This window comes from Nocardia vinacea NBRC 16497, from assembly GCF_000308835.1.
GTDB classification, from domain to species: domain Bacteria; phylum Actinomycetota; class Actinomycetes; order Mycobacteriales; family Mycobacteriaceae; genus Nocardia; species Nocardia vinacea.
On the sequence record NZ_BAGN01000078.1, the window covers coordinates 81,594 to 105,672 of the forward strand.

The 24,079-nt window shown below is 65.8% G+C and carries 25 protein-coding genes; 9 read left to right on the top strand and 16 right to left on the bottom strand.

Features of this window, described 5'->3' with window-relative positions; genetic code table 11:
* Positions 1 to 22 precede the first annotated feature (22 nt).
* Positions 23 to 970, top strand: coding sequence for a dienelactone hydrolase family protein (locus ON44_RS09810; RefSeq protein ID WP_169338052.1), 948 nt, complete (start codon positions 23 to 25; stop codon positions 968 to 970).
* Between the two features lie 177 nt (positions 971 to 1,147).
* Positions 1,148 to 2,080, top strand: a complete 933-nt coding sequence (locus tag ON44_RS09815) for an alpha/beta fold hydrolase (RefSeq protein WP_051181826.1) — start codon at positions 1,148 to 1,150, stop codon at positions 2,078 to 2,080.
* Positions 2,081 to 2,085: 5 nt separating this feature from the next.
* On the opposite strand, the gene ON44_RS09820 is transcribed toward ON44_RS09815, so the two are convergent.
* Genes ON44_RS09820 through ON44_RS09830 form a run of 3 tightly spaced genes read right to left on the bottom strand, consistent with a single transcriptional unit; the run spans position 2,086 to position 5,511 of the window.
* Complete coding sequence (locus tag ON44_RS09820) at positions 2,086 to 2,979, bottom strand: SCO6745 family protein (RefSeq protein ID WP_040688204.1); 894 nt, start codon at positions 2,977 to 2,979, stop codon at positions 2,086 to 2,088.
* A 34-nt stretch (positions 2,980 to 3,013) separates the two neighbouring features.
* Positions 3,014 to 3,973, bottom strand: a complete 960-nt coding sequence (locus ON44_RS09825; protein ID WP_040688207.1) for a phosphotriesterase family protein — start codon at positions 3,971 to 3,973, stop codon at positions 3,014 to 3,016.
* A complete protein-coding gene (locus tag ON44_RS09830) occupies positions 3,970 to 5,511 on the bottom strand; it encodes a long-chain-fatty-acid--CoA ligase (protein ID WP_051181833.1) in 1,542 nt (513 codons plus the stop codon). The genes ON44_RS09825 and ON44_RS09830 overlap by 4 nt, the downstream gene beginning before the upstream one ends.
* A 263-nt stretch (positions 5,512 to 5,774) precedes the next feature.
* On the opposite strand from ON44_RS09830, the gene ON44_RS09835 reads away from it, so the two are divergent.
* The 5 genes from ON44_RS09835 (at position 5,775) to ON44_RS09855 (ending at position 9,497) form a co-directional block, all read left to right on the top strand.
* On the top strand, positions 5,775 to 6,353 hold the full coding sequence (locus ON44_RS09835; protein ID WP_051181827.1) for a TetR/AcrR family transcriptional regulator: 579 nt from the start codon (positions 5,775 to 5,777) through the stop codon (positions 6,351 to 6,353).
* A 149-nt stretch (positions 6,354 to 6,502) separates the two neighbouring features.
* The gene (locus ON44_RS09840) at positions 6,503 to 7,258 is read left to right on the top strand and encodes an SDR family oxidoreductase (RefSeq protein ID WP_040688208.1); all 756 of its coding nucleotides are present in this window, start codon (positions 6,503 to 6,505) and stop codon (positions 7,256 to 7,258) included.
* On the top strand, positions 7,255 to 8,238 hold the full coding sequence (locus ON44_RS09845; RefSeq protein WP_040688210.1) for an NADPH:quinone oxidoreductase family protein: 984 nt from the start codon (positions 7,255 to 7,257) through the stop codon (positions 8,236 to 8,238). The genes ON44_RS09840 and ON44_RS09845 overlap by 4 nt, the downstream gene beginning before the upstream one ends.
* 34 nt (positions 8,239 to 8,272) lie before the next feature.
* Positions 8,273 to 9,034, top strand: coding sequence for a 3-oxoacyl-ACP reductase FabG (gene fabG / locus ON44_RS09850; RefSeq protein WP_040688211.1), 762 nt, complete (start codon positions 8,273 to 8,275; stop codon positions 9,032 to 9,034).
* A 10-nt stretch (positions 9,035 to 9,044) separates the two neighbouring features.
* The gene (locus tag ON44_RS09855; protein ID WP_040688212.1) at positions 9,045 to 9,497 is read left to right on the top strand and encodes a MaoC family dehydratase; all 453 of its coding nucleotides are present in this window, start codon (positions 9,045 to 9,047) and stop codon (positions 9,495 to 9,497) included.
* Positions 9,498 to 9,603: 106 nt separating this feature from the next.
* On the opposite strand, the gene ON44_RS09860 is transcribed toward ON44_RS09855, so the two are convergent.
* The 7 genes from ON44_RS09860 to ON44_RS52395 all read right to left on the bottom strand — a co-directional run bounded on the left by ON44_RS09860 (position 9,604) and on the right by ON44_RS52395 (position 16,202).
* Positions 9,604 to 10,659 carry a phosphotransferase family protein gene (locus ON44_RS09860; RefSeq protein WP_051181828.1) on the bottom strand — a complete coding sequence of 352 codons (1,056 nt, stop codon included), beginning with the start codon at positions 10,657 to 10,659 and terminating at the stop codon, positions 9,604 to 9,606.
* 15 nt (positions 10,660 to 10,674) lie between these two features.
* On the bottom strand, positions 10,675 to 11,892 hold the full coding sequence (locus tag ON44_RS09865) for an acyl-CoA dehydrogenase family protein (protein WP_040688213.1): 1,218 nt from the start codon (positions 11,890 to 11,892) through the stop codon (positions 10,675 to 10,677).
* A 58-nt stretch (positions 11,893 to 11,950) separates the two neighbouring features.
* Positions 11,951 to 12,571 (bottom strand): HAD family hydrolase, encoded by a 621-nt coding sequence (locus tag ON44_RS09870; RefSeq protein ID WP_040688214.1) that lies wholly within the window; start codon positions 12,569 to 12,571, stop codon positions 11,951 to 11,953.
* Positions 12,568 to 13,377, bottom strand: a complete 810-nt coding sequence (locus tag ON44_RS09875) for an SDR family oxidoreductase (RefSeq protein ID WP_040688216.1) — start codon at positions 13,375 to 13,377, stop codon at positions 12,568 to 12,570. Before ON44_RS09875 ends, ON44_RS09870 begins: the two co-directional genes overlap by 4 nt.
* Positions 13,377 to 14,390 carry an NADP-dependent oxidoreductase gene (locus tag ON44_RS09880; protein ID WP_218007541.1) on the bottom strand — a complete coding sequence of 338 codons (1,014 nt, stop codon included), beginning with the start codon at positions 14,388 to 14,390 and terminating at the stop codon, positions 13,377 to 13,379. The genes ON44_RS09875 and ON44_RS09880 overlap by 1 nt, the downstream gene beginning before the upstream one ends.
* Before the next feature lie 205 nt (positions 14,391 to 14,595).
* Entirely contained in the window at positions 14,596 to 15,657 is a 1,062-nt protein-coding gene (locus tag ON44_RS09885) for an MFS transporter (RefSeq protein ID WP_245567086.1), read from the bottom strand.
* Positions 15,654 to 16,202: a PIG-L deacetylase family protein gene (locus tag ON44_RS52395; protein WP_083897762.1), complete on the bottom strand. Its 549-nt coding sequence runs from the start codon at positions 16,200 to 16,202 to the stop codon at positions 15,654 to 15,656. The genes ON44_RS09885 and ON44_RS52395 overlap by 4 nt, the downstream gene beginning before the upstream one ends.
* Positions 16,203 to 16,396: 194 nt before the next feature.
* Here ON44_RS52395 and ON44_RS09895 point away from each other — a divergent pair, with 194 nt between their 5' ends.
* On the top strand, positions 16,397 to 16,792 hold the full coding sequence (locus tag ON44_RS09895; RefSeq protein WP_040688292.1) for a nuclear transport factor 2 family protein: 396 nt from the start codon (positions 16,397 to 16,399) through the stop codon (positions 16,790 to 16,792).
* Between the two features lie 48 nt (positions 16,793 to 16,840).
* Here ON44_RS09895 and ON44_RS09900 read toward each other — a convergent pair whose 3' ends face one another.
* The 5 genes from ON44_RS09900 to ON44_RS09920 form a co-directional block, all read right to left on the bottom strand.
* Positions 16,841 to 17,506, bottom strand: a complete 666-nt coding sequence (locus ON44_RS09900; RefSeq protein WP_051181829.1) for a GntR family transcriptional regulator — start codon at positions 17,504 to 17,506, stop codon at positions 16,841 to 16,843.
* Positions 17,507 to 17,582: 76 nt separating this feature from the next.
* The gene (gene yjfF / locus ON44_RS09905; RefSeq protein WP_083897763.1) at positions 17,583 to 18,596 is read right to left on the bottom strand and encodes a galactofuranose ABC transporter, permease protein YjfF; all 1,014 of its coding nucleotides are present in this window, start codon (positions 18,594 to 18,596) and stop codon (positions 17,583 to 17,585) included.
* A complete protein-coding gene (locus ON44_RS09910) occupies positions 18,593 to 19,624 on the bottom strand; it encodes an ABC transporter permease (protein ID WP_040688223.1) in 1,032 nt (343 codons plus the stop codon). The genes yjfF and ON44_RS09910 overlap by 4 nt, the downstream gene beginning before the upstream one ends.
* Entirely contained in the window at positions 19,621 to 21,153 is a 1,533-nt protein-coding gene (locus ON44_RS09915) for a sugar ABC transporter ATP-binding protein (protein ID WP_040688224.1), read from the bottom strand. Before ON44_RS09915 ends, ON44_RS09910 begins: the two co-directional genes overlap by 4 nt.
* Before the next feature lie 13 nt (positions 21,154 to 21,166).
* Complete coding sequence (locus ON44_RS09920) at positions 21,167 to 22,126, bottom strand: ABC transporter substrate-binding protein (protein ID WP_040688225.1); 960 nt, start codon at positions 22,124 to 22,126, stop codon at positions 21,167 to 21,169.
* A gap of 240 nt (positions 22,127 to 22,366) precedes the next feature.
* On the opposite strand from ON44_RS09920, the gene ON44_RS09925 reads away from it, so the two are divergent.
* Positions 22,367 to 23,437 (top strand): LacI family DNA-binding transcriptional regulator, encoded by a 1,071-nt coding sequence (locus ON44_RS09925; protein WP_245567087.1) that lies wholly within the window; start codon positions 22,367 to 22,369, stop codon positions 23,435 to 23,437.
* Positions 23,438 to 23,441: 4 nt separating this feature from the next.
* Here ON44_RS09925 and ON44_RS09930 read toward each other — a convergent pair.
* A partial coding sequence (locus tag ON44_RS09930; RefSeq protein WP_040688230.1) for an ABC transporter permease subunit occupies positions 23,442 to 24,079 on the bottom strand: 638 nt, incomplete at its 5' end.

The following is a 24,079-nucleotide window of genomic DNA, read 5'->3' on the forward strand; positions in this document are numbered from 1 at the left end:
TGCTGTAATGATCATGGTGACGATGGACGATAATTCGTATGACCGAACACGCAAGCGTCCGTTTTGGAGTGTGATCTTCCTCGGGGTGGCTGTGCTGTTCCTCGGTTGCATCGACCGAGTGGGGGTGTCCGCGGCGCAGGACGTGGATGCGATCCAGGAGATCGCGACTCCGCCAACCTATGCCGGAACCGTGGGCAACAGTGCTGACTGTCAGCGGCAGTATCAGACCGGTGGATTCGAGCCGAAATCTGCTGGGGCCGAGCGTTATCCGTTGTTCCTCTACTTCGTCGGCACCAATATCGGCAAGGATGCCGAGACCGACCGCCGCGAGAACGCGCCGGCGGCGGGCGCTGTGACCGAGGCGATGGCCCGCCGCGGCTTTGTCGCGCTCACGGTCGAGTACGACAACAGCCTGACGGCATTGTTCAGCGACCATGGCAATCAAACTCGCTGTCTGTTCGCGAAGCAGGAGCCCCGCAGCCTGCTCAACATCGCCTGCGCGCTCGGTAATGTCGACTGCGACTTGGGTATTGCCGCCTGGGGGCACAGCCAGGGCGGCGCTGTCGCCCACCTTGCAGCCAATCACGACCCGCGGGTACGTGCTGTGTGGACTACCGGCTACGCAGGTGATGTGTCGTCGGTTCTTCCGAAGAACCGCCTGCGCGTTCTCGCCGGTGAGAAAGAGGACAACGGCAAGGCGGGCGTGCTCGACAAGGCCGCCGGTTTCACCTCGGCCGAATGCCCTGACGATGGCCGCAGTCAATGCCTGCGCGAAGACGGCAGTGGCTGGGTGATCGTACGGAAAGCCGACGTCGAGACCAGCGCCGATCACTGCTGGTTCTACCGACGCTCATGTGGGGACTCCGAGGGCTTTCTCGAGCCGAGCTGGATCGATCGGAAGTCGACAAAGCCCTATGCGATCGAGCCCAACGCCGACTGGGTGGCCCAGACCGCGCGCAAGCCGTTGTGAATTGCGGTCGGTCGCGTATCGCCTGATCAGGCGCGAGATGCATGCTGGTTTTGATCTTCAAAACGTTGGGTACTGCGTGGGCTCGATAAAATCCGAAGTTCCGACGCATAAAATTGAACTTGACGTCAGAATCGAATACGGTGTCGATCAATATTGCCGTGGTAGACGAGGTGACGCATGGACTCCCGTAATCTGCTGGACGAGTGGCGGGGGCTGGGGAGCCGCCAGGTCGCGACGAATGGGATCGAGTTGCGGGTCGTCGAGCATGGCGACGGTCCCGCTGTGGTGTTCTGCCATGGCTTTCCCGAGCTCGGGTTTTCTTGGCGCCACCAAGTTTTCGCGCTCGCCGAGGCCGGTTTCCGGACATTGACTCCGGATATGCGCGGATACGGTGGCAGTTCTCGGCCCGATCGGGTCGAGGACTACGACATGGTGAACCTGTGCGCCGATCTCGTCGGTGTTCTCGACGAGGCCGGTATCGAGGATGCGATCTTCGTCGGCCATGACTGGGGTGCGTCGGTGGTGTGGCAGTTGGCCCTTCGGCATCCGGAACGAGTGCGGGCCGTCGCGGGGCTGAGCGTCCCCGCGACACCGCGGTCGGCCGTGCCCCCGTTGCCGATACTCCGGTCCAGGCTCGGCGACGACTTCTATATGTGCTGGTTCCAGGAGCCGGGCCGCGCGGACGCGGAGCTCGCGTCGGACGTGCGCCGCACGCTGCTGCAGGACGATGTCGTCAGTGCTCGGGATCTGTTGAGCGGCAACGGTTCCGAGATGGCCGCTCCGGCCTGGTTGAGCGAGGACGAACTCGATCACTACATAGCGACATTCACGACCACCGGGTTCACCGGCGGACTCAATTACTATCGCAATCTCGACCGCAACTGGGAACTGAGCGCGCACCTGGCCGATGCGAAGATCCACCAGCCCGCGCTGTTCATCGCCGGATCGGAGGATGCCGTCATCCGGTTCACCCCGACCACCAAGATGGCAGCCATACTGTCCGACCTGCGGGCGACCATTGTCCTGGACGGGGCGGGACATTGGATTCAACAGGAGCGTGCCGCCGAAGTCAGCGCCGCCCTGATCGATTTCGCCCGCAGTATCGGCTGAGAGTCCTAGAGGCCGGCGTTGATCGCCTGTCGATAGCGAGCCGACAGCGTGGGCGGGAATCCGAGGTCGCCGTCGATTACCCGGATCGCCAACGGCGCGGCGAGCGCGCACAGGCGAGCGCACCCGGCTTCGCCGATCGCTTCGTACGGATAGACCGAGAGTTCGTCGGTCCGGCGCTCGATCGCGTCGCGTCGCGCCGAGCCGTATTCGCTCAGCGCGACGGCATCGTCCGCCATCCAACCCCGCTCGCGAAGCCGCCGCACACCGGTGGCCCAGTCCGCCTCGCTCCAGGATCGGCTGGCGCGCAACACTTCCGGCGATATCTCGCCGGTCGCACTGTGCGTGATCAATGCCTCGATTCCGTCCAGACCCTCCGTCAGCAATAGCGCGACATGCCCATCGCCGCGATACTCCCGCAATAGTGTCTGCGCATGCCACAGCACCAGATGCGGTTCGTCGGGCCACGGCAGCGCCGCGTGTGCGGCGAACAACGGACGGCCCTGCGGGCGTTCGCACGCGCGTTCGGCAGCGCGCCGGGCAAGCTCGGCGGCTGCACGGACCTCGGGGCCACTGATGTCCTCGCCCCATGCCTGCCGCAGCGACCGATCGACGGCGCGCAATCGAGCACGGAAAATATCTGCGGGTGAGGCGATTTCCCATGCGGCCGGGAGGACGGCCCGCACCGCGGCCGGATTGAAATTGAAGAACGTGGCGATGGTGACCTCGGCGGGCACCGGCCCGAATGCCGCCGACCGGGACGCGAAGTACATCATCCGCGGATCGGTAATGCCCAACTCGCGGTAGGCATCCGGGCCGTGCGGGGTGAAGTAGATCATCCCGTGAACGGGCTCTAGCGCGCGGAACGTGAGATGGGCACTGTGCGGGGAGAGCGTGGTCAACGGCGTTGCTCCTTGTGTCCGTGCATCGTTCGGATCACTTCTCGAAGTACCGGCGCGGATTGCGCACCAGAATCGCGTCGATATCGTCCTCGGTGAGTCCCCGCGCGGTCAGTGCCGGAATCACATCCTCACTGATGTGCCGGTAGTTCCACTTCGGTGCCACCTGCTTCTTGGCGTCGGGGTCGAACCAGTCGATGTGGCACGCCGCGTCATGGGCGATAACGACCTTGTCCAGGTAGCCGCGCCGTACCAGTTCGACAATGGTGTCGATCCGATCCTCGAACGGCAGCAGGACGTCGAGCCCGAAGCGATCCATGCCGAGCAGCGATCCCGCGTCGGCGAGTTCGGTGAGGTAATCGATATCGGTGGTGTCGCCGGAGTGGCCGATCACCACGCGGCTCAGGTCCGCGCCTTCCTCGGCCAGCACCCGCTGCGCCACCAGCCCGGAGCGGGTGTGCGGGTTGGTGTGCACGGTGATCGGCGCACCGGTCTGCGCCGATGCCTGCCCGACCGCGCGCATCACCCGTTCGACGCCGGGCGTCAGCCCGGGTTCCTCGATGGCGCATTTGAGGAATCCGGCGCGCACACCGGTATCCGCGATGCCCTCGGTGAGATCCTTGACGAACATTTCCACCATCGGCTCCGGCCGGTCGAACAGCAAACCCGGACCGGTGTAATGGAATTGGAAGGGGACGTCGTTGTAGGTGTAGATGCCGGTGGCGACGATGATCCGCAAATCCGTTCTGGCCGCGATCTTCTGGATGCGTGGCAGATAGCGGCCCAACCCGAGCACGGTCGGGTCGAGGATGGTGTCGATGCCGAGGGATTTCAACTCGTTCAGTTGTTCGACGGCGTCGTCGACGCGGGCGTCCTCATCCCAGTCGGCGTAGTTCTGCCGGAATTCCTCGCCGAGTACGAAGACGTGCTCGTGCACCAGGACGCGGCCGAGTTCGGCGGAGTCGACGGTTCCGTTCGCGGTGGGGATTTCGGTCATCGGGCTGCCCTGTCTGTGAAGAGATTCGGGTCGAGAGCGCGTTTGAGGATCTTGCCGGTGGCGCCCTTGGGTAGCTGGTCGGTGAAGGCGAAGCGGTGCGGCACCTTGTACGCCGACAGCCGCTCCTTGGCCCAGGACCGCAGATCCGCCGGATCGAGTTCGACCCCGGGGGTGGCGGCGACGACCGCGCCGACCTCCTCGCCGTAGTGCTCGTCCGGGATACCGATCACCGCTACTTCGACGACGTCCGGATGCTCGTACAGCACTTCCTCGACCTCGCGCGGATAGACGTTGTATCCGCCGCGAATGATGAGATCCTTTGCGCGGTCGACGATGTAGACATAGCCGTCGGCGTCGACGCGGCCCAGATCGCCGCTCTTCAACCAGCCGTCGGACAAATCGGCGGCGGTGGCGTCGGGCCGGTTCCAGTACCCCTTCATGATGCTGGGGCCGCGCAGGAAGATCTCGCCGACGGTGTCGGCGGGCAGTACCTTGCCGTCGGGATCGCGAACCTCGATCGACGTCCCGGGCAGCGCGGCGCCGACCGATCCGACCCGCTGTTCACGATTGAGCGGGTTGTAGGTCGCCGCACCCGTGGATTCGGTGAGGCCGTAGCCCTCGAGGATGGTGCAGCCGAAGCGATCGGAGAAGGCGCGGATCACCTCACCGGGCAGTGACGCGCCGCCCGATGCTGCCAGCCGCAGGCTCGCGAAGTCCGCCGCACCGTAGTCACCGGCCGCGTGCAGCATGGCATTCCACATGGTCGGCACACCGGCGACGTGGGTGAGCTGCCGATCGCGGATCATCGCGATCATGGCCCGCGGTTCGAAGGGCGTCACCATGGCGAAGGATGCGCCCGCGTGCAGCGCGGTGAGCAGGCATACCGCCTGCCCGTAGACATGGAACAGCGGCAATCCGGTGCCGAAGCGATCGTCCGGGCCGAGCTGCAGCTGATCGGTGAAGATTCGAGCGGTCTCGGTCAGGTTGGCGACGGTGAGTTCGACGCCCTTCGGTTTGCCGGTGGTTCCGGAGGTGTAGAGCAGCACCGCGGTATCGTCGGCGCGCCGCCGCACGGGTTCGGCCACGGGCTGGGCCGGTTCGGCATGCGCGCCCGGCGCGAGCACGAGCAGTGGCAGATTTCGTTCGGTGGCCGCTTCCCGTGCGGCCTCCTGCGCGCCGTGCCATGCGATGACGATTCGCGCGCCGGAGTCGTCGAGTACGTAACCGATCTCGGGCGCGGTAGCCATGGTGTTCATGGTGATGGCGATGGCGCCGATGAGCTGCGCGCCCAGATATGCGACGACGAATTCAGCGACGGTGGGCGCCACCAGCAGCACCCGGTCGCCCGTGGCGATACCGGATTCGCGCAGCAGGCCGCCGTAATTCGCACTGCGCCTGGCCAATTCGCCGTAGGTGAGCTGTGTGTCCGTGGCCAGCAGTGCGATGGCATCGGGGCGTTCGGCGGCGTGCTGCCAGCACCGGTCGGCGACATTGGTCGGCTGATCCGATGCGGTCGGGGAAGCCGGATTCGCAGGCATGGCTTGCTCCAGTTTCATGAGTGGGCGAGAACTGATGTGACCCAGGCCACGTCAGTGGGTCGGACGCTACTTGAATTTGGCGTCATGTTCAATAGATGTTGTGCCGATACAGGTTGCCCAGCGGCGTCGTGGGGTCGCGGCGGCGGCGTGCGCTGTTACGATCCACCACGTCAGCGAGTCGGACGACAGCGAGTGAGGCAGTGAACGCCCAGGAAGCCACCGAGGACCAGCCCGGTCGGGTGCCCCCACGGAGTAAGCGTGGCATGCGCACCAGGTCCGCATTGGTGACCGCGGCGCGCGAGGTGTTCGAACGCGACGGTTTCCTCGACGCCAGGATCAGTGATATCTCCAAGGCGGCCGGGGTCGCCTCCGGATCGTTCTACACCTACTTCGACAGCAAGGAAGAGATCTTCGCCGCGGTCGTCGAGCAGGTGCGCGAGGAAATGCTGCACCCGCACATCCGGGAACGGGTCGGCATCGACGACCCGCGTGAGTTGATCGCCGCCGCCAATCGCGAGTATCTGCTGTCCTATCGGCGCAATGCGCGGCTGATGGCCGTGCTCGAACAGGTGTCGAAGATCGATGAGAAGTTCCGGGTACTGCGCTTCGAACGCGCCCTGGCCTTCGTCGAGCGCAATGCCGAGATGATCCGGAATCTGCAGGATCGTGGCCTGGTGGACGCCGAGTTGGATGCCGAGGTCACGTCGCTGGCGCTGTCGAGCATGGTGAGCCGCATGGCGTACTTCGTATTCGTCGAGGGGCGGAAGGTGTCCTTCGAGAAGTTGGTGAAAACGCTGAATCAGTTGTGGTTCAACGCTCTTCAGCTGAAAGAAGCTGACTGACCGAGCGTCGGCCACGCGGCCGGTCGATGTGCTGGCGATCATTCGTGTGACCCGTATCACGTGATATGCGGCCGCACTTGAACTTGACGTCGGAATCAAGTTCGGTGAGTCTGGGTCACGCAGGTCGAGCATCAGGAGAGGCTTACGTAATGGGTCGTTTCGACGGAAAGACGGCGATTGTCACCGGAGCCAGCCGCGGTATCGGGCTGGCCATCGCGCAGCGGCTGGTGGCCGACGGTGCGCGGGTCTGTGTGACCGCCCGCAAAAAGGACGCGCTGGACGCGGTGGTCGCCGAACTCGGCGGACCCGAGCACGCCATCGCCGTCGCGGGACGAGCCGACGACGTCGAACATCAGACCGAGGCAATCGAGCGCACGCTGGAGACCTTCGGTTCGGTCGACTTCCTGGTCAACAATGCCGGTATCAACCCGATGTTCGGGCCGATGGTCGAACTCGACCTGGCCGCGGCCCGTAAAGTCTTCGAGGTGAACTGCCTGGCGGCGATCTCCTGGGTGCAACAGGCGCACAAGGCATGGCTGGGTGAGCACGGTGGCTCGGTGGTCAATGTCGCGTCGGTTGCCGGGATCAAGCCCGCGCCCGGCATCGGGTTCTACGGGGCCACCAAGGCGATGCTGGTGCACATCACCCAGGAGTTGGCGGTCGAACTGGGCCCGTCGATCCGGGTGAACGCGATCGCGCCCGCCGTGGTGAAGACCCAATTCGCCACCGCGCTCTACGACGGTCGCGAGGAACAGGTCGCCTCGGCCTATCCGCTCAAGCGCCTCGGCGTACCCGAGGACATCGGCAGTGTCGCCGCCTTCCTGCTGTCCGATGACGCGGCCTGGCTTACCGGCCAGCTGATCGTCGTCGACGGCGGGGTCACCCTCACCGGAGGCGTGGCGTGAAGGCCTGGCGGGTAACGGAATTGGGCGAACCGGCGCAGGTGCTGCGGCTGGTCGAACTGGAGGAGCCCGAGCCCGGTCCAGGCCAGGTGGTGGTGCGGACCCGCGCCGCGGCCGCGAACTTTCCGGACGTTCTGATGTGCCGGGGCGAGTACCAGATCAAGCCCGAACTTCCGTTCACCCCCGGGGTGGAACTGTGTGGCGAGGTGGTCGCGGTCGGTGCCGACGTCGACGGCATCGCGATCGGCGACCGGGTGCTCGGCGGTACGGCGCTGCCCTGGGGTGGGTTCGCGGAACTCGCGGTCATGGACGCCGCGGATGTCTTTCCCGCCCCGGCGGCGCTCGACGATGCCGAGGCTGCCGCCCACTTCATCGGCTACCAGACGGGCTGGTTCGGACTGCATCGGCGCGCCGGTCTGCGGGTGGGGGAGACGCTGCTGGTACATGCGGCGGCCGGTGGCGTCGGCAGTGCGGCCGTGCAATTGGGTAAGGCGGCCGGGGCCACGGTGATCGGGGTGGTCGGCAGCGCGGCCAAGGCCGAGGTCGCGCGGGCGCTCGGCGCAGACATCGTGGTGGATCGCAGCGCACAGGATTTCGTCTCGGTTGTGCGGGACGCGACCGACGGTCGCGGTGCGGATGTGGTGTACGACCCGGTCGGCGGCGAGGTGTATCAGCGGTCCACCAAGTGCATCGCCTTCGAGGGACGCATCCTGGTCGTCGGTTTCGCGGGCGGGCAGATCCAGTCCACCGCACTGAATCACGCACTGGTGAAGAACTATTCGATCCTCGGCCTGCACTGGGGCCTGTACCGCGACAAGGATCCGCAAGCGGTGCGCGACTGCCATCTGGAATTGACCGGGCTGGCCGAGCGGGGTTCGGTGAAACCCCTGATCGGAGAGCGGCTGCCACTGGATAACGTGGCTGCCGGACTGCAGCGCCTCGCCGATGGTAAGACCGTCGGTCGTGTGGTCTTCGAACCATGAACGGTGCCAACCGAATTCGACAAGGAGAACCGTAATGAGCAGTGAGACAACCCGTACCGCCATCGTGACCGGCGCCGCGCGTGGCATCGGTGCCACCACCGCAAAGCGGCTGGCGGCGGACGGCTTCGCGGTCGCCGTCCTGGATCTCGACGAGGCGGCCTGCAAAACTGTTGTCGCCGAGATCGAATCGGCCGGCGGCCGGGCGCTCGCGGTGGGTGCGAACGTCGCCGATGAACAGGCCGTCGCTGCGGCGGTCGAGCGGGTCGCCGCCGAACTGGGCGCGCCGACCGTCCTGGTGAACAATGCGGGCATCATCCGCGACAACATGCTGTACAAGATGACCGTCGACGACTGGGACGCGGTCATGGGCGTGCACCTGCGCGGATCCTTCCTGATGAGCCGCGCGACGCAGAAGTACATGACCGACGCGGGCTGGGGCCGCATCGTCAATCTCTCCAGCACTTCGGCGCTCGGCAATCGCGGCCAGGCCAACTACGCCGCGGCCAAGGCCGGATTGCAGGGATTCACCAAGACCCTCGCGATCGAACTCGGCAAATTCGGCGTGACCGTAAACGCCGTCGCGCCGGGCTTCATCGAAACCGAGATGACCGCCGCCACCGCCGAGCGCATGGGTGTTTCGTTCGAGGAGTTCAGCAAGACCCTGGTGGCGCGGATTCCGGTGGGACGCGTCGGCAAGCCCGAGGATATCGCGCACACGGTGTCGTTCTTCGTCAGCGAGGGCGCATCATATGTCACCGGCCAAGTGCTCTACGTCGCCGGTGCGCCGACGGTCTGAGGCGAGAATAATGAAGGTATTCAATGGAATCGGCGAACTCGAGCAGGCCGTCGGCACCCATCTCGGCTACAGCGAATGGCACACCGTCACCCAGGAGCAGATCGATCTGTTCGCCGAGGCGACCGGTGACCGTCAGTGGATTCACGTCGATCCGGAGCGGGCCGCGCAGGGACCGTTCGGCACGACGATCGCCCACGGCTATCTGACCCTGTCCCTATTGCCGCAGCTGGTCTCGCAGGTGTATCGCGTCGACGGGGTGAAGATGGGGATCAACTACGGCAGCAACAAGGTTCGCTTCCCGTCGCCGGTGCCGTCGGGTAGTCGCGTGCGGGCGGGCGTGGAACTGGTGAAGCTCGAGCCGACCAAAGCGGGGGTCCAGGTGACCGCTCGGGTGACCATCGAACGCGAGGGCAGCGACAAGCCCGCCTGTATTGCGGAAGCGCTGTCGGTACTCGTGCCCTGACAGAAGTGCGACCGCCGGACATCCTGTGCCCGGCGGTCACTTCGTTCCGGCGAAAATGCGAAATGGCCTGTCTCCCTGGTGATATCGGGAGACAGGCCGTTTCGTGTCAGAAACCGGCTTCGGTGGCGATTCGATCGGCGGTTTCGGCGAGTCCGTCGACCATATCGGTAGTCGGAATGCCCGCGGCCGCGCGGTTGCGGGGATCGTCGAGCGTGCGGCGGTACACACCTTCGGCAATGACCGCGAGCTTCCACAGCCCGAGCGCATGCCAGAACCCGAGTGCCCGCCGATCGCGTCCGGTGATCGCGAGATACTCCTCGACCAGTTCGGCGCGGGACGGAAAACCCGGGAGCATGACCATTTCCGTACCCGGAATGGCCGCTTCGCCCGGCATCGGCCAGTAGGCCAGCAGACTACCGATATCTGCCAGCGGATCGCCGAGGGTGCACAGCTCCCAGTCGAGTACGGCGGCGATCGCACCCGTCTCCGGTGTGGTGATCACATTGCGGAGGTTGTAATCACCATGCACTAGCGCGAGTTCGCGCTGTTCGGGAACGGCGGCCCGGAGCCGCTCGGTGAGGCGGTCCACCAGCGGCAGGTCCCGTGTTTTCGACTTCTCCCACTGCGCCGACCACCGTTTGAGCTGTCGCTCCGCATACGGTTTGTGACTTGCGAGGTCGATCAGCGCGGTGGCTTCCAGATCGACGGCGTGGATGCGGGCCAGCGTACGCACCAGTGACAGCCCGGCGGTGCGGCGCAGTTCGGGGGTGATTCGCTCGGCGGTCTCGACTCCGTCGATGACCAGGCCGTCGACGAATTCCATGAGCACGAGCGCGATCTCGCCCTCGTGCCGGATATCGTGGACGCGCGGCACCGGGACATCGGTGGGCGCGAGGGCCGACATGACGCGGGCCTCCCGCGCCACATCGTGCGCGGACGCCAGCAGGTGGCCGAGCGGCGGACGTCGCAGCACCCAACGCCGCCCCTCTGCATCGGTGATCAGGAAGGTCAGATTGGACTGGCCGATCCCCACCCGGTCGGCCCGCACCGGCGCGGTGCACGCCGAACCGAGCGAGGACACCCAGTCCGCGAACGCGGCCGCATCGATATCGAAGCCGGTCGCGTCCGCGGTGGGCTGAATGAGCCCGTTACTCGTCTGCATTCGTTCCTGTCCGTCCTACGCCCCGGCCCTGAACTTACCGAGTTCGGCCCGCGCGATGGCGCGTTTGTGCACTTCGTCGGGTCCATCGGCCAGACGCAATGTGCGCAGGTGCGCGTACATGCTGGCGAGCGGGAAATCGTCGGTGACACCGGCCCCGCCGTGCACCTGGATCGCCCGGTCCACGATCCGCAGCGCCATCTCCGGTGCGGCGATCTTGATCGCCGCGATCTCGACCTGGGCCGCCTTATTGCCGACGGTATCCATCATCCACGCGGCCTTGAGCGTCAGTAGCCGGGCCTGCTCGATATCGATGCGGGCCTCGGCGATCCAGTCCTGGATATTGGCGCGCTCACTCAGCTTCTGCCCGAAGGTGATTCGCGATTCGGCGCGTGCGCACATCAGTTCCAACGCGCGTTCGGCCATACCGATGGCGCGCATGCAGTGGTGGATGCGGCCCGGACCGAGCCGGGCCTGGCTGATGGCGAAACCCTCACCCTCGCCCTTCAATACATCCGTGACGGGGACCCGCACATCGGAGAAATCGATCTCGGCGTGGCCCTCGCGGTCGGCGTAGCCGAAGACCGGCAGATTGCGCATAACCGTGACACCGGGGGCGTCGATCGGCACGACCATCATCGACTGCTGCCGGTGCTTGGGTGCGTCCGGATCGGTCTTGCCCATGACAATGAGCACCTTGCAGTTCTTGTGTAATGCGTTGGAGGCGAACCACTTCCGGCCGTTGAGCACATAGTGGTCGCCGTCGCGCACCATGCGCAGCTGGATATTGGTGGCGTCCGAGCTGGCGACGGCGGGCTCGGTCATGGCGAAGGCGGAGCGGATGGTGCCGTTCAGCAGCGGCTCCAGCCAGCGCTCCTTGTGTTCCTGGGTGCCGAAGAGGGTGAACACCTCCATATTGCCGGTGTCGGGTGCCGAACAGTTGCACGCCTCCGGCGCGAGATGCGCGCTGCGGCCCATGATCTCGGCCAGCGGGGCGTATTCCAGATTGGTCAGCCCCGGCCCCCATTCGGGATGCGGATGGAACAGATTCCACAGGCCGCGTGCGCGGGCCTCCGTCTTGAGGTCCTCCACGACCTGCGGATGGTGGTGCGGATCGCCGGATGCCGCCATCTGCTTCTCGTACTCCGACTCGGCCGGATATACGCATTCGTCCATGAAGGAGCGCAGATCTCGTTGATACCGCTGGGTGCGCTCGGACGTGCTGAACAGGTCCATCGAGGCTCCGATCGTTGGTGCGGGCCGTCGAAAGAGACTGCGCCGCAAGGTGGGTGGATCAGCTAGGGGTTCGTAGCGCGGGCCACAACAGGGCCGCCGTCGATGCGGCGTCGCGGTGCACGATGCCGCCGAGTCCGAGCAGTTCGGCCGCGGTGATGTTCTGCTCGAGGTCGTCGACCATGATGGTCTGCTCGGGTGCGACGCCGAGCCGCTCGCAGCCGGTGAGATAGGCCCGGCGGGACGGTTTGCGGACGCCGATCTCCGCGGAGATGGTTACCGCGTCGAACATGGCGGGCAGGTCGAAGCCTGCGTAGCAGTCGTCGCCGAGCGAATTCGACAGCAGACCGACGCGATAGCCCGCCGCGCGGACACCCGCGACCAGCTCGATCATTTCCGGGTCGGGATGCAGCCGGGACTGAATTCGGTCGACAAGGCCCGCATCGTCGATATCGACGCCGTGCGCGCGCAGCCGCCGCGCGAACCCGACCTCGAACTCACGCTGACCGATGCGCCCCTCTTCGTGATCCACCAGCAGCGCACTGCTTTCCGGATCGCGGGTGAGCAAGCGCAGCGGTAGCCGCGGGTCGCCAAGCTCCGCGCCGAACTCGGCGAAGGCGGCGAGCACGGCGGTGGTGAGCACGCCGCCGAAATCGAACAGCACGGCGGTGCGCCCGCTCATGACAGCGACCTTCGATAGCGCTGCATGCCCGCGATCCACCGGTCGTGATCGGCAGCCTTGCGGTGCACGAATTCTCGGACCTCCTCGTGGGGCAGCACGAGGAAACGTTCGGCCTCGATCGCTTCGAGCACGCGATCGGCCACGTCGAGGGGAGCCAGCACCGCCCCGGCTCCGGTGACGGCGCGGGTGGCCAGGTCGCCGTCGGATCCGCCGTCCGTACCGAGTCCGGTGAGCAAGGCGGTATCGACACCCATCGGACACAGGCAGCTGACCCGGACACCGAGATCCCCGTAGGTCACCGCCAGCCATTCGGCGAATCCGACGGCAGCGTGCTTGGAAACCGTGTAGGTGGCCGAACCGATCTGGGTGAGCAGTCCCGCCGCCGAGGCGGTGCTCACGAAGTAGCCGCTGCCGCGCTCGAGCCAGCCCGGGACCAGCAACCGCGCCGCCCGCACGTGGGCCAAGGTGTTTACCTCGAGTGCTTGCTCCCACTGCGCGTCGGTGGCGTCCAATCCGGGGCCACCGCCGACACCAGCGTTCGCGAAGAACATGTCGACAGGGCCGAATTCGGTTGTGGCCGTATCGATGAGCTTGCGGAGATCGGATTCGGATGCGGCGTCACCGGCCTGTCCGGACACCGCGCCCGGAAATACCTCGGCGAGTTGACGTGCCGTCGCCGCGAGCCGGTCCGCGTCACGGTCGGTGATCAGGACCCGGGCACCGTGCTCGAGCAGGCGTTGCGCGATGGCCGCGCCGATGCCACCCGCGGCGCCGGTGACGATTGCGACCGCGTTCTCCACGCGCATCAGTTCGCCTCGGCATTCAGCTGGACCAGCATCTTGCCGGTATTGGCACCGCGCAGCAGGCCGAGGAAGGCGTCGACAGCGTTGTCGATGCCGGTCAGCACCGTGGTGGGGACGCGGAGGCTGCCGTCACGCACCCAGTCCGCCGCGAGCGCCGCGTACTCCGGTGCGAGGTCACTGTGGTCGGTGACGATGAAGCCGCGCAACGACAATCGGCGCACCACCGCCAGCGCCAGATTCTTCGGGCCGGGCGGCGGGGTCTCGGCGTTGTATCCGGCGACGGCTCCGCACAGGGCGATTCGGCCGAAGTCGCGCATCGAGCCGATCGCCGCCTGCAAATGGTCGCCGCCGACATTGTCGAAGTAGACATCGATGCCGTCCGGGGCCGCCTCGCGCAGCCGTTTCCCCAGACTGCCCGCCCGGTAGTCGATCGCGGCGTCGTAGCCGAACTCCTCGACCAGCCGCCGCGCCTTCTCCGGACCGCCCGCCGACCCGATGATCTTGGCCGCACCGAAGTGCCTGGCCACCCGGCAGGCGGCAAGACCGACGGCACCTGCCGCGCCCGAGATGAATACGACGTCACCCGGACGGATCGGCGCGATTTCCTTCAGGCCCACATACGCCGTGAGTCCGGGGATGCCGAGCGGGCCGAGGTAGGTCTCGGCCGGGGCCAGCGTGGTATCGACCACGCGCGCCTGCCCCGCCTTCAACAGCGCGTACTCCCGCCAGCCGAGATCGTGTAGTACGGTCGCGCCGACTTCGATTCCGGGTACGCCCGAGGCGACGACGGTACCTACCGCTGCGCCGTCCATGGGCTTGTCGAGCCGGAATGGGGGAATGTAGGACTTCACGTCGTTCATGCGGTTGCGCATGTAGGGATCGACCGACATCCAGTTGTTGCGGACCAGCAACTGCCCACTGCCCGGATCCGGGACATCCGTGGTCACCATCCGGAAATCGGATGGTGCGGGCTCGCCGGTGGGCCGGGCCACCAGATGTACCTCTCGGCTCTTCACGACCAGAAACCTCCATGTTCATGCGCGCTGACCGGGGCGTCCGCGATGGCGCGGAGCCGGTTGCCGGATGGCTCAGAGGTTAGTTGAAGTTGACGTCGGATTCAATTGTTGGATCATGCCCGTCCGCGCCGTTGCCCGGCAACCGGACTACGACTTGCAGCTTGGTGCGGGTGCACCGGTCACGACACACCCGACCACGATCCGATTATGCGGGTTGTACGGTGACCGCCGCGCGAGCTTCGGCGGCATTGATCGCGTCCGCCTCGGGATTGCGGCGCACGAAGGTGATCATGAGCAGGGCGATCGCCGCGGCTGCGGCGAACATCCAGAATCCGCTGGTGGTCAGTCCATGCGACAGCAGTACGCCGCCGAACCAGGGGCCGAAGATCGACCCCCACCGGCCCACACTCGAGACCCAGCCCAATGCGGTGGCCCGCACGCTCGGCAGGTAGTACGTGCTGGTGGACGCGTAGATCAGAGTCTGGGCGCTGAACAGGAAGCCGCCGGTGAGGAAGACGACGGTGTAGGTCACCGCCAGCGGCATGTGGAATACCAGCAGGCTGACGCCGATCGCGGTCATCGCGAACCAGATCATGGCCACCGGGCGCGGGCCGAAGCGGTCGGCCAGCGGGCCGGCGGTCAGCATGCCCGCGATGCCGCCCAGGTTGATCACCAGCAGGAAGCTGATCGCCGAGCCCAGGTTGTAGCCGTGGCCGCGCATCATTGTCGGTAGCCAGGTGTTCATGCCGTAGACCAGCAGCAGGCCGAAGAACGAGGCGGTCCAGAACAGCAGCGTGGTCTGCCGCACCGAGGTCGCGAACAGTGCCCGCACGTCGCCGCGTCGCCGCTGCGCACCCGGCTCCGGCGTGTAGAACTCCAGTGGCACACCGTATTTCGCCGCCTGGGTGCGGGCTCGCTCGGTGCGGCCGCTGGACAGCAGGTAGGTGATCGACTCCGGCAGCAGCGCCCACACCACCGGCACCAGCAGCAGTGGGAGCGCGCCGAACCAGTACACCGAACGCCAGCCGAGCTCATGCACGACCGACATCGCCAGCGCGCCGGCCAATGCGCCGCCGGCTTGGTGGGCGGTCATCAGGAAGGTGACCGCGAAGGCCTTGCGTCCGGCCGGGGCGAACTCCTGTACCAGCGCGATGCAGGTCGGCAGCAGTGCGCCGAGGCCGTAGCCGGAGATGAACCGGGCCAGCGCGAATACCCCGACCGACGGCGCGGCGGCCGCGCCTGCCGAGGCGATCGAAAAGATGATCACACCGGTGATGAGGATCTTGCGCCTGCCGATACGGTTTCCGACATCTCCGACTGATGTGGTTCGAAACTGAACACCGGGGGAGCACCCAGTGCCTCGCCGGGAGCGTCGTAGCCGACGGCCTGGGCAAGGATGCGGGCCTGCAGCGCCATGCGTGCGGCCGCGGGGTGGTCGCCGTTGTACGGGTCGACCAGGGTGTGGGTGAGCACCACGGTCGGGGTGACCTCGCGGTAGACGCGCACCAGCTGGTCGGTCAACTCCTGCGATTCGAGCAGCGGGTAGTCGCCGGCATCGAGGAAGCGGATATCCGCGCCGAGCACGTCGGCGGCAGCCTCGGCCTCGCCACGACGTAGCGTCTTGATCTCGTCGAGGGTCTTGCCTTCCCGCCAGGCCTTGGCCGATTCACCGCGCTCGCCATAGCTCAGGCACACCACCGTTGCCCGCTCGCCGCGCGCCGCGGCCAGCGCGATCGCGCCGCCCGCGCGCCAGACGAAATCGCCCGCGTGGGCACTCACCACCAGTAGCGATTCGGTTGCGTTCTCGGCCATCGCCTCACCTCACTCGATCACGGATGCCGCACCAATGCGACGGAGCACGGACATGCGGTGTAGCTCACGTCCGCAATCACGGTAAAGTTTTGTCCGCGAAATTGTCAACAATTTTGGTGACGAAATTTGCCGGTGTCATGATGATCGAGTGGCTGCGGATAATGATGGCGAAGCACCATGAGAGGAGGCCTGTTGTGTCCAGCTCCAATCCGATGGCGGCGGTGCGCCAATACGTCGACGCCTTCAACAACGGTGACGAGAAGGCGATGGTAGCGGCGTGTGCCGACCCGATGCAGATTCTGGACGGAATGTCGCCGCACGTGTGGCACGGGCCGACAGCCGCAGCGGACTGGTGGCGGGACGCGCTGGCAGAAGGTGAGCGTGTCGGGGTTTCCGGCTACCACATCGATCTCGGTGAGCCACGCCATGTCGATGTCACCGGTGGCTACGGATATGCCGTTGTGCCGGTGACCTTCTCGTACGACTTTCGGGGTGAGCCGGTTACGCAAACCGGTGCGGTTTTCACTGTGGCACTGCGCAAAGTCGGCACCGACTGGCGGTTGACGGCTTGGGCCTGGGCAAAAGGCTGAGAGGCACCGCGGCGATGCGGATCCCGTCGGGGCGAATCGGACTCGCGCTCAGTCGAAGTCGCCGACCGCGGCAATGACACTGTCCAAGTGTTCGCGCATGGCCTGTTCGGCACCGGCCGGATCGTGCGCGATCACGGCGTCGATCACGGCGAGATGCTCGCCGAGCGAAGTCTGCGGACGGCCGGGACGCAGCGACAACTGGAACTGGAACCGCACAATCTGGGTATTGAGCCGCCCGATGAGATCGGTCGCCGTGGACTGACCGGCAATCTCGGCGAGCACCGCATGCAACTCATGGTTGAGCTCGGAATACTTCAGCGGCGCACTCTCCTGCACCGCGGCGGTGAGCTGATCGGCACACCCGCGCAGCCGTTCCACGTCGGCCGGGCCGGCGCGCTCGGCGGCCTTCGCGGCGATCAAACCTTCCAGCGCCCTACGGCATTCGAGTATCTCGACGGCCTGCTGCTTGGTAACCCTGCGCACCCGCGCACCCCGATTGTGGATGCGCTCGATCAACCCTTCGGCCACCAACTCGTCGATGGCGGCCCGCACGCTCCCCCTGGTCACACCGAACTGCTCGACGAGCTCCGCCTCGACCAGCCGCTGCCCAGGCGCCACCTCACCCTGCCGGACCGCGCGCCGCAACTGCTCCACCGCAATGGCTTTGCCCTGCGTTCCCCGCTCCAACTCGGAAGTCTGCGACACTGACACCATCCTGTTCAGGCGACCATATTGTCAGAAATTATGCCAACAATTCGCCGAGTCGCCCAACGACACCCCCGTGTAGTCATTATCCGTCGCGGGTTCCGATGGTGCGTTGCAGCAGGATGAAGGCCAGTAGCAGGACGCCGATGAAGATCTTGGTCCACCAGGAACTCAGGGTGCCTTCGAAGCTGATGATCGTCTGGATTACGCCGAGGGTCAGTACACCGAGTACCGAGCCGAGGACGAATCCGGAGCCGCCGGTGAGCAGGGTGCCGCCGATGACGACCGCGGCGATGGCATCGAGTTCCATGCCCACGGCGTGCAGGCTCCAGCCGGACAGGGTGTAGAGCGTGAACAGGATGCCCGCGAGTGCCGAGCAGAATCCGCTGATCGCGTACACGGCGACCTTGGTCCTGGCCACCGGTAGCCCCATCATGAGCGCCGACTGTTCGTTGCCGCCGATCGCATACGCGGTGCGACCCAGTCGGGTGTAGTGCAGGACGACGAAGGCCGCGGCGACGATCACCAGCGCGACGATCATGCCCACCGTCAGGAATACGTCCCCGCCGAGCCGGAATCGACGCTGCGCCAGATCCGTATACACGGGGTCGGTGATCGTGATCGAATCCGTGCTGATCACATACGCCAGCCCGCGGGCGAGGAACATACCGGCCAGCGTGACGATGAACGGCTGGATCTCGAAGTAGTGGATCACCGCGCCCATCGCGGCGCCGAAGAGTGTGCCGCCGACCAGCATGAGCGGCATGACCAGCAGCGGCGGCCACCCGTGCACGGTCACCAGCCATGCCGAGACCACCGTGGCCAGCGCCAGCACCGCACCGACGGACAGGTCGATGCCGCCGGTGAGGATCACAAAGGTCGTTCCGACGGCGAGGACGAGCAGAAAGGCGTTGTCTATGAACAGGTTCACGAAAACCTGCGGATAGCCGAATGCCGGATAGCGCAGCACTCCGACGCCGTAGATGACGGCGAACAGTGCCGCGGTGGCGAGCACCGGGATGTACCTGCTGCGATGTCCGCGAATCGTGGGTCGGCGCAGCATCGGGCGGACGGCACGGGCCTGGGTCAGCACGTTCATCTATTCGCCTCCGTCGCTGTCGATGGGATGCTCGGTCGGGGTTGGCGGCGAAAGACCTTGGCGCGGAATGCCGGTGACTGGATCAGGCATACCGCGATCACCACGACCGCCTTGGAGACCAGCGTCGTCTCCGGTGGCACGCCGACGGTGTAGATCGTGGTGGTGAGCGTCTGGATCACCAGCGCCCCGAGGACGGTGCCGCCGAGCTGAAATCGCCCACCGGTCAACGCGGTACCGCCGATGACGACGGCAAGGATCGCATCGAGTTCGATCCACAGTCCGGCGTTATTGCCATCCGCCGCAGAGACATTCGAACTGATCATCAGTCCCGCGATCGCCGCGCAGCACGCACAGACCGCGTACACGGCGATGATCAGACCACCGGCCCGGATGCCGACCAGACGCGCCGCCTCGGCATTGCCGCCCACCGATTCCAGCAGCAGCCCGAGCGCACTGCGCCGCAACAACACGGCGAGCCCGGCGAATACGGCGGCGGCGACCAGGACTGGTACCGGTAGTCCGAGCAGATAGCCACCACCGATGACCTTGTACGGCGGACTGTTGATCGTGATGATCTGACCGGACGTAATCAGCTGTGCGACACCGCGTCCGGCCACCATCAGAATCAATGTCGCCACGATCGGCTGAATCCCGAAGCGTGCCACCAGAAGTCCGTTCCACAGTCCGAGCGCGACCGCCACGCCGAGCGCGATCAGCACCGCGACGGCGACGCCACCGGCATCGGCCTGATCCGGCATATTGCTGATGTGCAGACAGGCCAGCGCACCCGCGATCGCCACGACCGTGCCGACCGACAGGTCGATCCCGCGCGTCGCGATGACCAGCGTCATGCCGAGCGAGATCAGCACCAGTGGTGCGCCGTAGCGCAGGATATCGATCAGGCTGCCGTAGAGGTGTCCATCCTGGATGCGGATCGAGAAGAACCCGGGCGTGAACGCGACGTTGACGATCAGCAGTGCGATGAGCGCGGCCGCGGGCCAGAACAGGTGGCTTCGGATTATCGTCATGAAATCGCCCCGCTCGCAATGGTTTCCGTGAGGCGATCCATCGTCAGGGTGGCATCGTTGACGAGTTCGGCGACCAGCCGCCGATCGCGCAGGATCGCCACCTTGTGACTCAGCCGCAGCACCTCCTCGAGTTCGGCGGAGATGAACAGCACCGACATGCCCTCCTCGGACAGCGAGATGACCAGCCGCTGGATTTCCGCCTTGGCCCCGATATCGATGCCGCGGGTCGGTTCGTCGAGGATCAGCAGTTTCGGTCGGGTGGCCAGCCAGCGGGCCAGCAGCACCTTCTGCTGGTTGCCGCCACTGAGGAATTCGACCGGCGTATCCGGATCTGCCGGGACGATCCGCAGCGAGGTGATGTACCCGGCGACGAGTTCGTCGCGCTTGCGCGCCGACAGTGGCCGGGCCCAGCCGCGCGCGGCCTGGACCGCGAGCACGATATTGTCGCGCACCGACAGGTCGAGGATCAGGCCCTGGGATTTGCGATCTTCGGGACAGAAGGCGATCCGGTGGTCTATCGCGGCACGGGGCGAGCGCAGCGCCGTCGGTCTGCCCGCCACACGGAGATTCCCAGTGGACGCGCGGTCGGCGCCGAAGAGCAGTCGCGCCACCTCGGTGCGGCCGGAGCCGAGCAGCCCTGCCAAACCGACGACTTCGCCACCCCGGACGGTGAGATCGAACGGCGCGACGGAATTGCGGCGCCCGCCGATCCCGGTGGCCTGCAGCAGCGGATCGTAGCGTGCCACCACCGCCGGATCAGGTTTCTCGTGCTCGATCTCGTCGAGCGTGCTCAGCGCCGTGCCGAGCATATGCGCGATGAGATCCTTCTGGTCCAGCTGTGCCACCGGATATTCGCCGACGAGGGTTCCGTTGCGCAGCACGGTTGCCCGGTCGCAGATTTCGAAGATCTGATCGAGGAAGTGGGTGACGAATCCGATCGCCACGCCCTCGGCGGCAAGCCTGCGCATCACCGCGAACAGTTGCTCGACCTCACCGGAGTCCAGTGATGAGGTCGGCTCGTCCAGGATGAGGACCTTCGCATCCAGGTCGACTGCCCGGGCGATCGCGATGAGCTGTTGCACCGCAAGCGAATACGAGCCGAGTGGGGCCGCCACATCGATGTTCAGATGCAGTCTGGCCAGCAGCCGGGCGGCATCGCGACGCATCGCGGCGAAGCGGATCAGACCGGCCCGTCGCGGTTCCCGTCCGATGTAGATGTTCTCCGCGACCGACAGATTCGGGCACAGATTCACCTCCTGATAGACAGTGCTCACCCCGGCCCGCAGCGCCTGCTGCGGGCCGGTGAATCGCACTGGGCGTCCGCCGAGTTCGATGGTCCCGGCATCGGCGTCGTGGATTCCGGTGAGCACCTTGATGAGGGTGGATTTGCCCGCACCGTTCTCACCGACCAGTGCGTGTATCTCACCGGGGAACAGCCGCAGGTCCACCTCGGACAGTGCGGTGACCCCGGCGAAACGCTTGACGATGCCCGACATCCGAAGTGCGGGTGTGACAGTCGGCTCCGACATGCACTGCTCCGGCTCAGTACGTCCGGGTGGGCAGCGCGGCGGCGGCCTGGTCCTGCGTGTAGACGCCTTCGTCGGTGACGATCCGTTTGGGCGTCGGGTGACCCGCCACGACCTCCTTGGTGATCTCCATCAGCTTCGGGCCGAGCAGCGGATTGCATTCGACCACGACGTTGATCTTGCCGTCGGCCATGGCCTGGAAGGCATCTCGGGTCCCGTCGATCGAGATGATCTTGATGTCCTTACCCGGCTTCAGCCCGGCCTCCTCGATCGCCTGGATCGCACCGAGCGCCATATCGTCGTTGTGCGCGTACAACACGTTGATATCCCGGTGCGCGGCCAGGAATGCCTGCATCACCTCTTTACCCTTGGCGCGGGTGAACTCGGCGGTCTGTGATGCGATGATCTTGAACTTCGGGTCGGCGCCGATGACCTCCTGGAAACCCTTCTTCCGATCGGTCGCGGGCGCGGATCCGGTGGTGCCCTGCAACTCCGCGATATTCACGGTGTCATTCGAGTTCTTGGTCGCGTCGACGAGCCAATTCGCCGCCCTGCGGCCCTCTTCGACGAAATCCGAGCCGAGGAAGGTCACATACAGCGAGGTGTCGGCCGAGTCGACCGCGCGGTCGGTGAGGATCACCGGAATCTTGGCGTCCTTGGCCTCCTTCAGGACGGTGTCCCATCCGGATGCGACGACGGGGGAGAAGGCGATGACGTCCACACGCTGCTGGATGAAGGTGCGGATCGCCTTGATCTGGTTTTCCTGTTTTTGTTGGGCGTCAGCGAATTTCAGCTGTATTCCGGCGGCGGCCGCGGCGTCCTGGATGGATTTCGTATTCGCGGTGCGCCAACCGCTTTCGGCGCCTACCTGGGAGAACCCGAGTACGGTCTGGTCGCTTCCCGAGCTGCCGCAGCCGACGGCTGTTGCTGCGGTGAGGACAAGTGCGCTGGCGGTGATCAGAAGCCTCTTCAACACGATCAGGCTCTCCCTTGAATTGTGAAACGTGTTGCACCGAGGTGCGGTAGTCCTGTTAGTGTTAGCGCTCACATTCTTCTAGTCAAGAGCTCTGAGGGCCGTAATCTGGTGGCGACGACTGGATATCGGTTGCCGAGGTCGGCGCGGTAGTTCAGGGTCGTGGTGCGGCGATCGGCTGTGTGAGCGTTAACCTGGGGGAAGCCGGGACGACTATTCGACGCGACGCTTGGAAGGTGGGATGTGAGGGACAGAGACGGATTTGCCGCCGGGGACACCTCAACGGCGGTTCGACCGACGGGCGCGCGCCCGGCGGTCATGACCGATGTCGCCAAACTCGCCGGAGTCTCCCATCAGACCGTGTCGCGGGTGCTCAACGGCAGCGCGAACGTGCGCCCGGAGACCCGTGAGCGGGTGCTGCGCGCCGTCGAACAACTCGGCTACCGCCCCAACGCCATGGCCAGGGGGCTGGTCAGCAGGCGCTCGAATATGCTCGGCGTGGTCAGTTTCGACACCATCCTGTACGGCCCGGCGTGCACCCTGCTCGGCATCGAACGTGCCGCTCGCACAGCGGGTTACGGTGTCAGTATCTTCGCGCTGGAGACGGTGGACCGCTCCAGCGTATTGGCGGCCGCGAACAGCCTGGCCGACCAGGGGGTGGACGGAATCATCGTCATCGCCCCGCAGATGGCCGCCGCCGCAGCGCTGCACAACCTGCCCGAACGCCTGCTGGCCGTCGCGGTCGAGGCCGGACAGGACAGCGGTTTGCCCTCGGTTTCGGTGGATCAGGTCGAGGGTGCCGGGCTGGCGGTGCAGCATCTGCTCGATCTGGGGCATCGCACGGTCTGGCAGGTCGCCGGTCCCAGTGACTGGCTGGAGGCACGCGACCGCATCGAGGGCTGGCGACGCACGCTGGAGGCCGCGGGCGCGCCGATCCCCCCGGTGATCGGCGGGGATTGGAGTGCCCGCTCCGGATACGAAGCGGGCCTGCTGCTCGCCGCGCAGCCAGATGTGACCGCGGTATTCGCGGCCAATGACCAGATGGCGCTCGGCATGCTGCGCGCCTTCACCGAACGCGGTATCCGGGTGCCCGCCGATATCTCGGTGGTCGGGTTCGACGACATTCCGGAGGCGGCCTACCTTTCGCCACCGCTCACCACCGTCCGGCAGGACTTCGACGAAGTCGGCCGCCGCAGTATGCAGATGTTGTTGCGGCTCTTGGAATTCGACGGCACCACCGCTGAACCGGCATCGCCGTCGGTGGTGCCGACGCTGGTGACGCGCGACAGCACGGCGGCGCCGGCCCAGCGGTGAAGGGTCAGGCCGCCGCGCGCTTCTTGTTGTAGACGTCGAATGCCACCGCGGCCAGCAGCACCAAGCCCTTGATGACCAACTGCCAGTCGCTGCCGACGCCGAGCATCGACATGCCATTGTTCATCACGCCCATCACCAGCGCCCCGACAATGGCGCCCACGACCGTGCCGATACCGCCGCTGGCCGATGCGCCACCGACGAATGCCGCCGCGATGGCATCGAGCTCGAAGTTCTGTCCCGCCTTCGGAGTTGCCGCACCGAGCCGGGCCGCGAAGATGACACCCGCCAGCGCCGCGAGCACGCCCATATTCACGAAAACCCAGAACGTATTGGCCTTGGTATTCACCCCGGACAGCTGTGCGGCCTTCTCGTTGCCGCCTACGGCGTAGATCTGCCGCCCGATCACCGATCGGTTCATCACGAACGAATACAGCACGATCAACACGATCAGGATGACGCCGATAATCGGAATCCCGTTGTAGGACGCCAATACGAAGCTGAATGCCAGGATGACCGCACCGAGCGCGGCCAACTTCGCGATGAACAGCGAGCGCGGTCCGGCAGGCAGGCCATAGGAGCGACGCCGCTGTCGCACCCGCCATTGCGACCACATCAGTGCCGCCACCGCGAGCACGCCGATGA

What these genes read in the sequence shown, in the direction of transcription:
- ON44_RS09810 (WP_169338052.1), top strand. Translation starts at nt 23, where the DNA reads ATGGACGATAATTCGTATGACCGAACACGCAAGCGTCCGTTTTGGAGT.
- ON44_RS09815 (WP_051181826.1), top strand. Translation starts at nt 1,148, where the DNA reads ATGGACTCCCGTAATCTGCTGGACGAGTGGCGGGGGCTGGGGAGCCGC.
- ON44_RS09825 (WP_040688207.1), bottom strand. Translation starts at nt 3,973, where the DNA reads ATGACCGAAATCCCCACCGCGAACGGAACCGTCGACTCCGCCGAACTC.
- ON44_RS09830 (WP_051181833.1), bottom strand. Translation starts at nt 5,511, where the DNA reads ATGCCTGCGAATCCGGCTTCCCCGACCGCATCGGATCAGCCGACCAAT.
- ON44_RS09835 (WP_051181827.1), top strand. Translation starts at nt 5,775, where the DNA reads ATGCGCACCAGGTCCGCATTGGTGACCGCGGCGCGCGAGGTGTTCGAA.
- ON44_RS09840 (WP_040688208.1), top strand. Translation starts at nt 6,503, where the DNA reads ATGGGTCGTTTCGACGGAAAGACGGCGATTGTCACCGGAGCCAGCCGC.
- fabG (WP_040688211.1), top strand. Translation starts at nt 8,273, where the DNA reads ATGAGCAGTGAGACAACCCGTACCGCCATCGTGACCGGCGCCGCGCGT.
- ON44_RS09855 (WP_040688212.1), top strand. Translation starts at nt 9,045, where the DNA reads ATGAAGGTATTCAATGGAATCGGCGAACTCGAGCAGGCCGTCGGCACC.
- ON44_RS09860 (WP_051181828.1), bottom strand. Translation starts at nt 10,659, where the DNA reads ATGCAGACGAGTAACGGGCTCATTCAGCCCACCGCGGACGCGACCGGC.
- ON44_RS09865 (WP_040688213.1), bottom strand. Translation starts at nt 11,892, where the DNA reads ATGGACCTGTTCAGCACGTCCGAGCGCACCCAGCGGTATCAACGAGAT.
- ON44_RS09870 (WP_040688214.1), bottom strand. Translation starts at nt 12,571, where the DNA reads ATGAGCGGGCGCACCGCCGTGCTGTTCGATTTCGGCGGCGTGCTCACC.
- ON44_RS09875 (WP_040688216.1), bottom strand. Translation starts at nt 13,377, where the DNA reads ATGCGCGTGGAGAACGCGGTCGCAATCGTCACCGGCGCCGCGGGTGGC.
- ON44_RS52395 (WP_083897762.1), bottom strand. Translation starts at nt 16,202, where the DNA reads ATGGCCGAGAACGCAACCGAATCGCTACTGGTGGTGAGTGCCCACGCG.
- ON44_RS09900 (WP_051181829.1), bottom strand. Translation starts at nt 17,506, where the DNA reads ATGGTGTCAGTGTCGCAGACTTCCGAGTTGGAGCGGGGAACGCAGGGC.
- yjfF (WP_083897763.1), bottom strand. Translation starts at nt 18,596, where the DNA reads ATGAACGTGCTGACCCAGGCCCGTGCCGTCCGCCCGATGCTGCGCCGA.
- ON44_RS09910 (WP_040688223.1), bottom strand. Translation starts at nt 19,624, where the DNA reads ATGACGATAATCCGAAGCCACCTGTTCTGGCCCGCGGCCGCGCTCATC.
- ON44_RS09915 (WP_040688224.1), bottom strand. Translation starts at nt 21,153, where the DNA reads ATGTCGGAGCCGACTGTCACACCCGCACTTCGGATGTCGGGCATCGTC.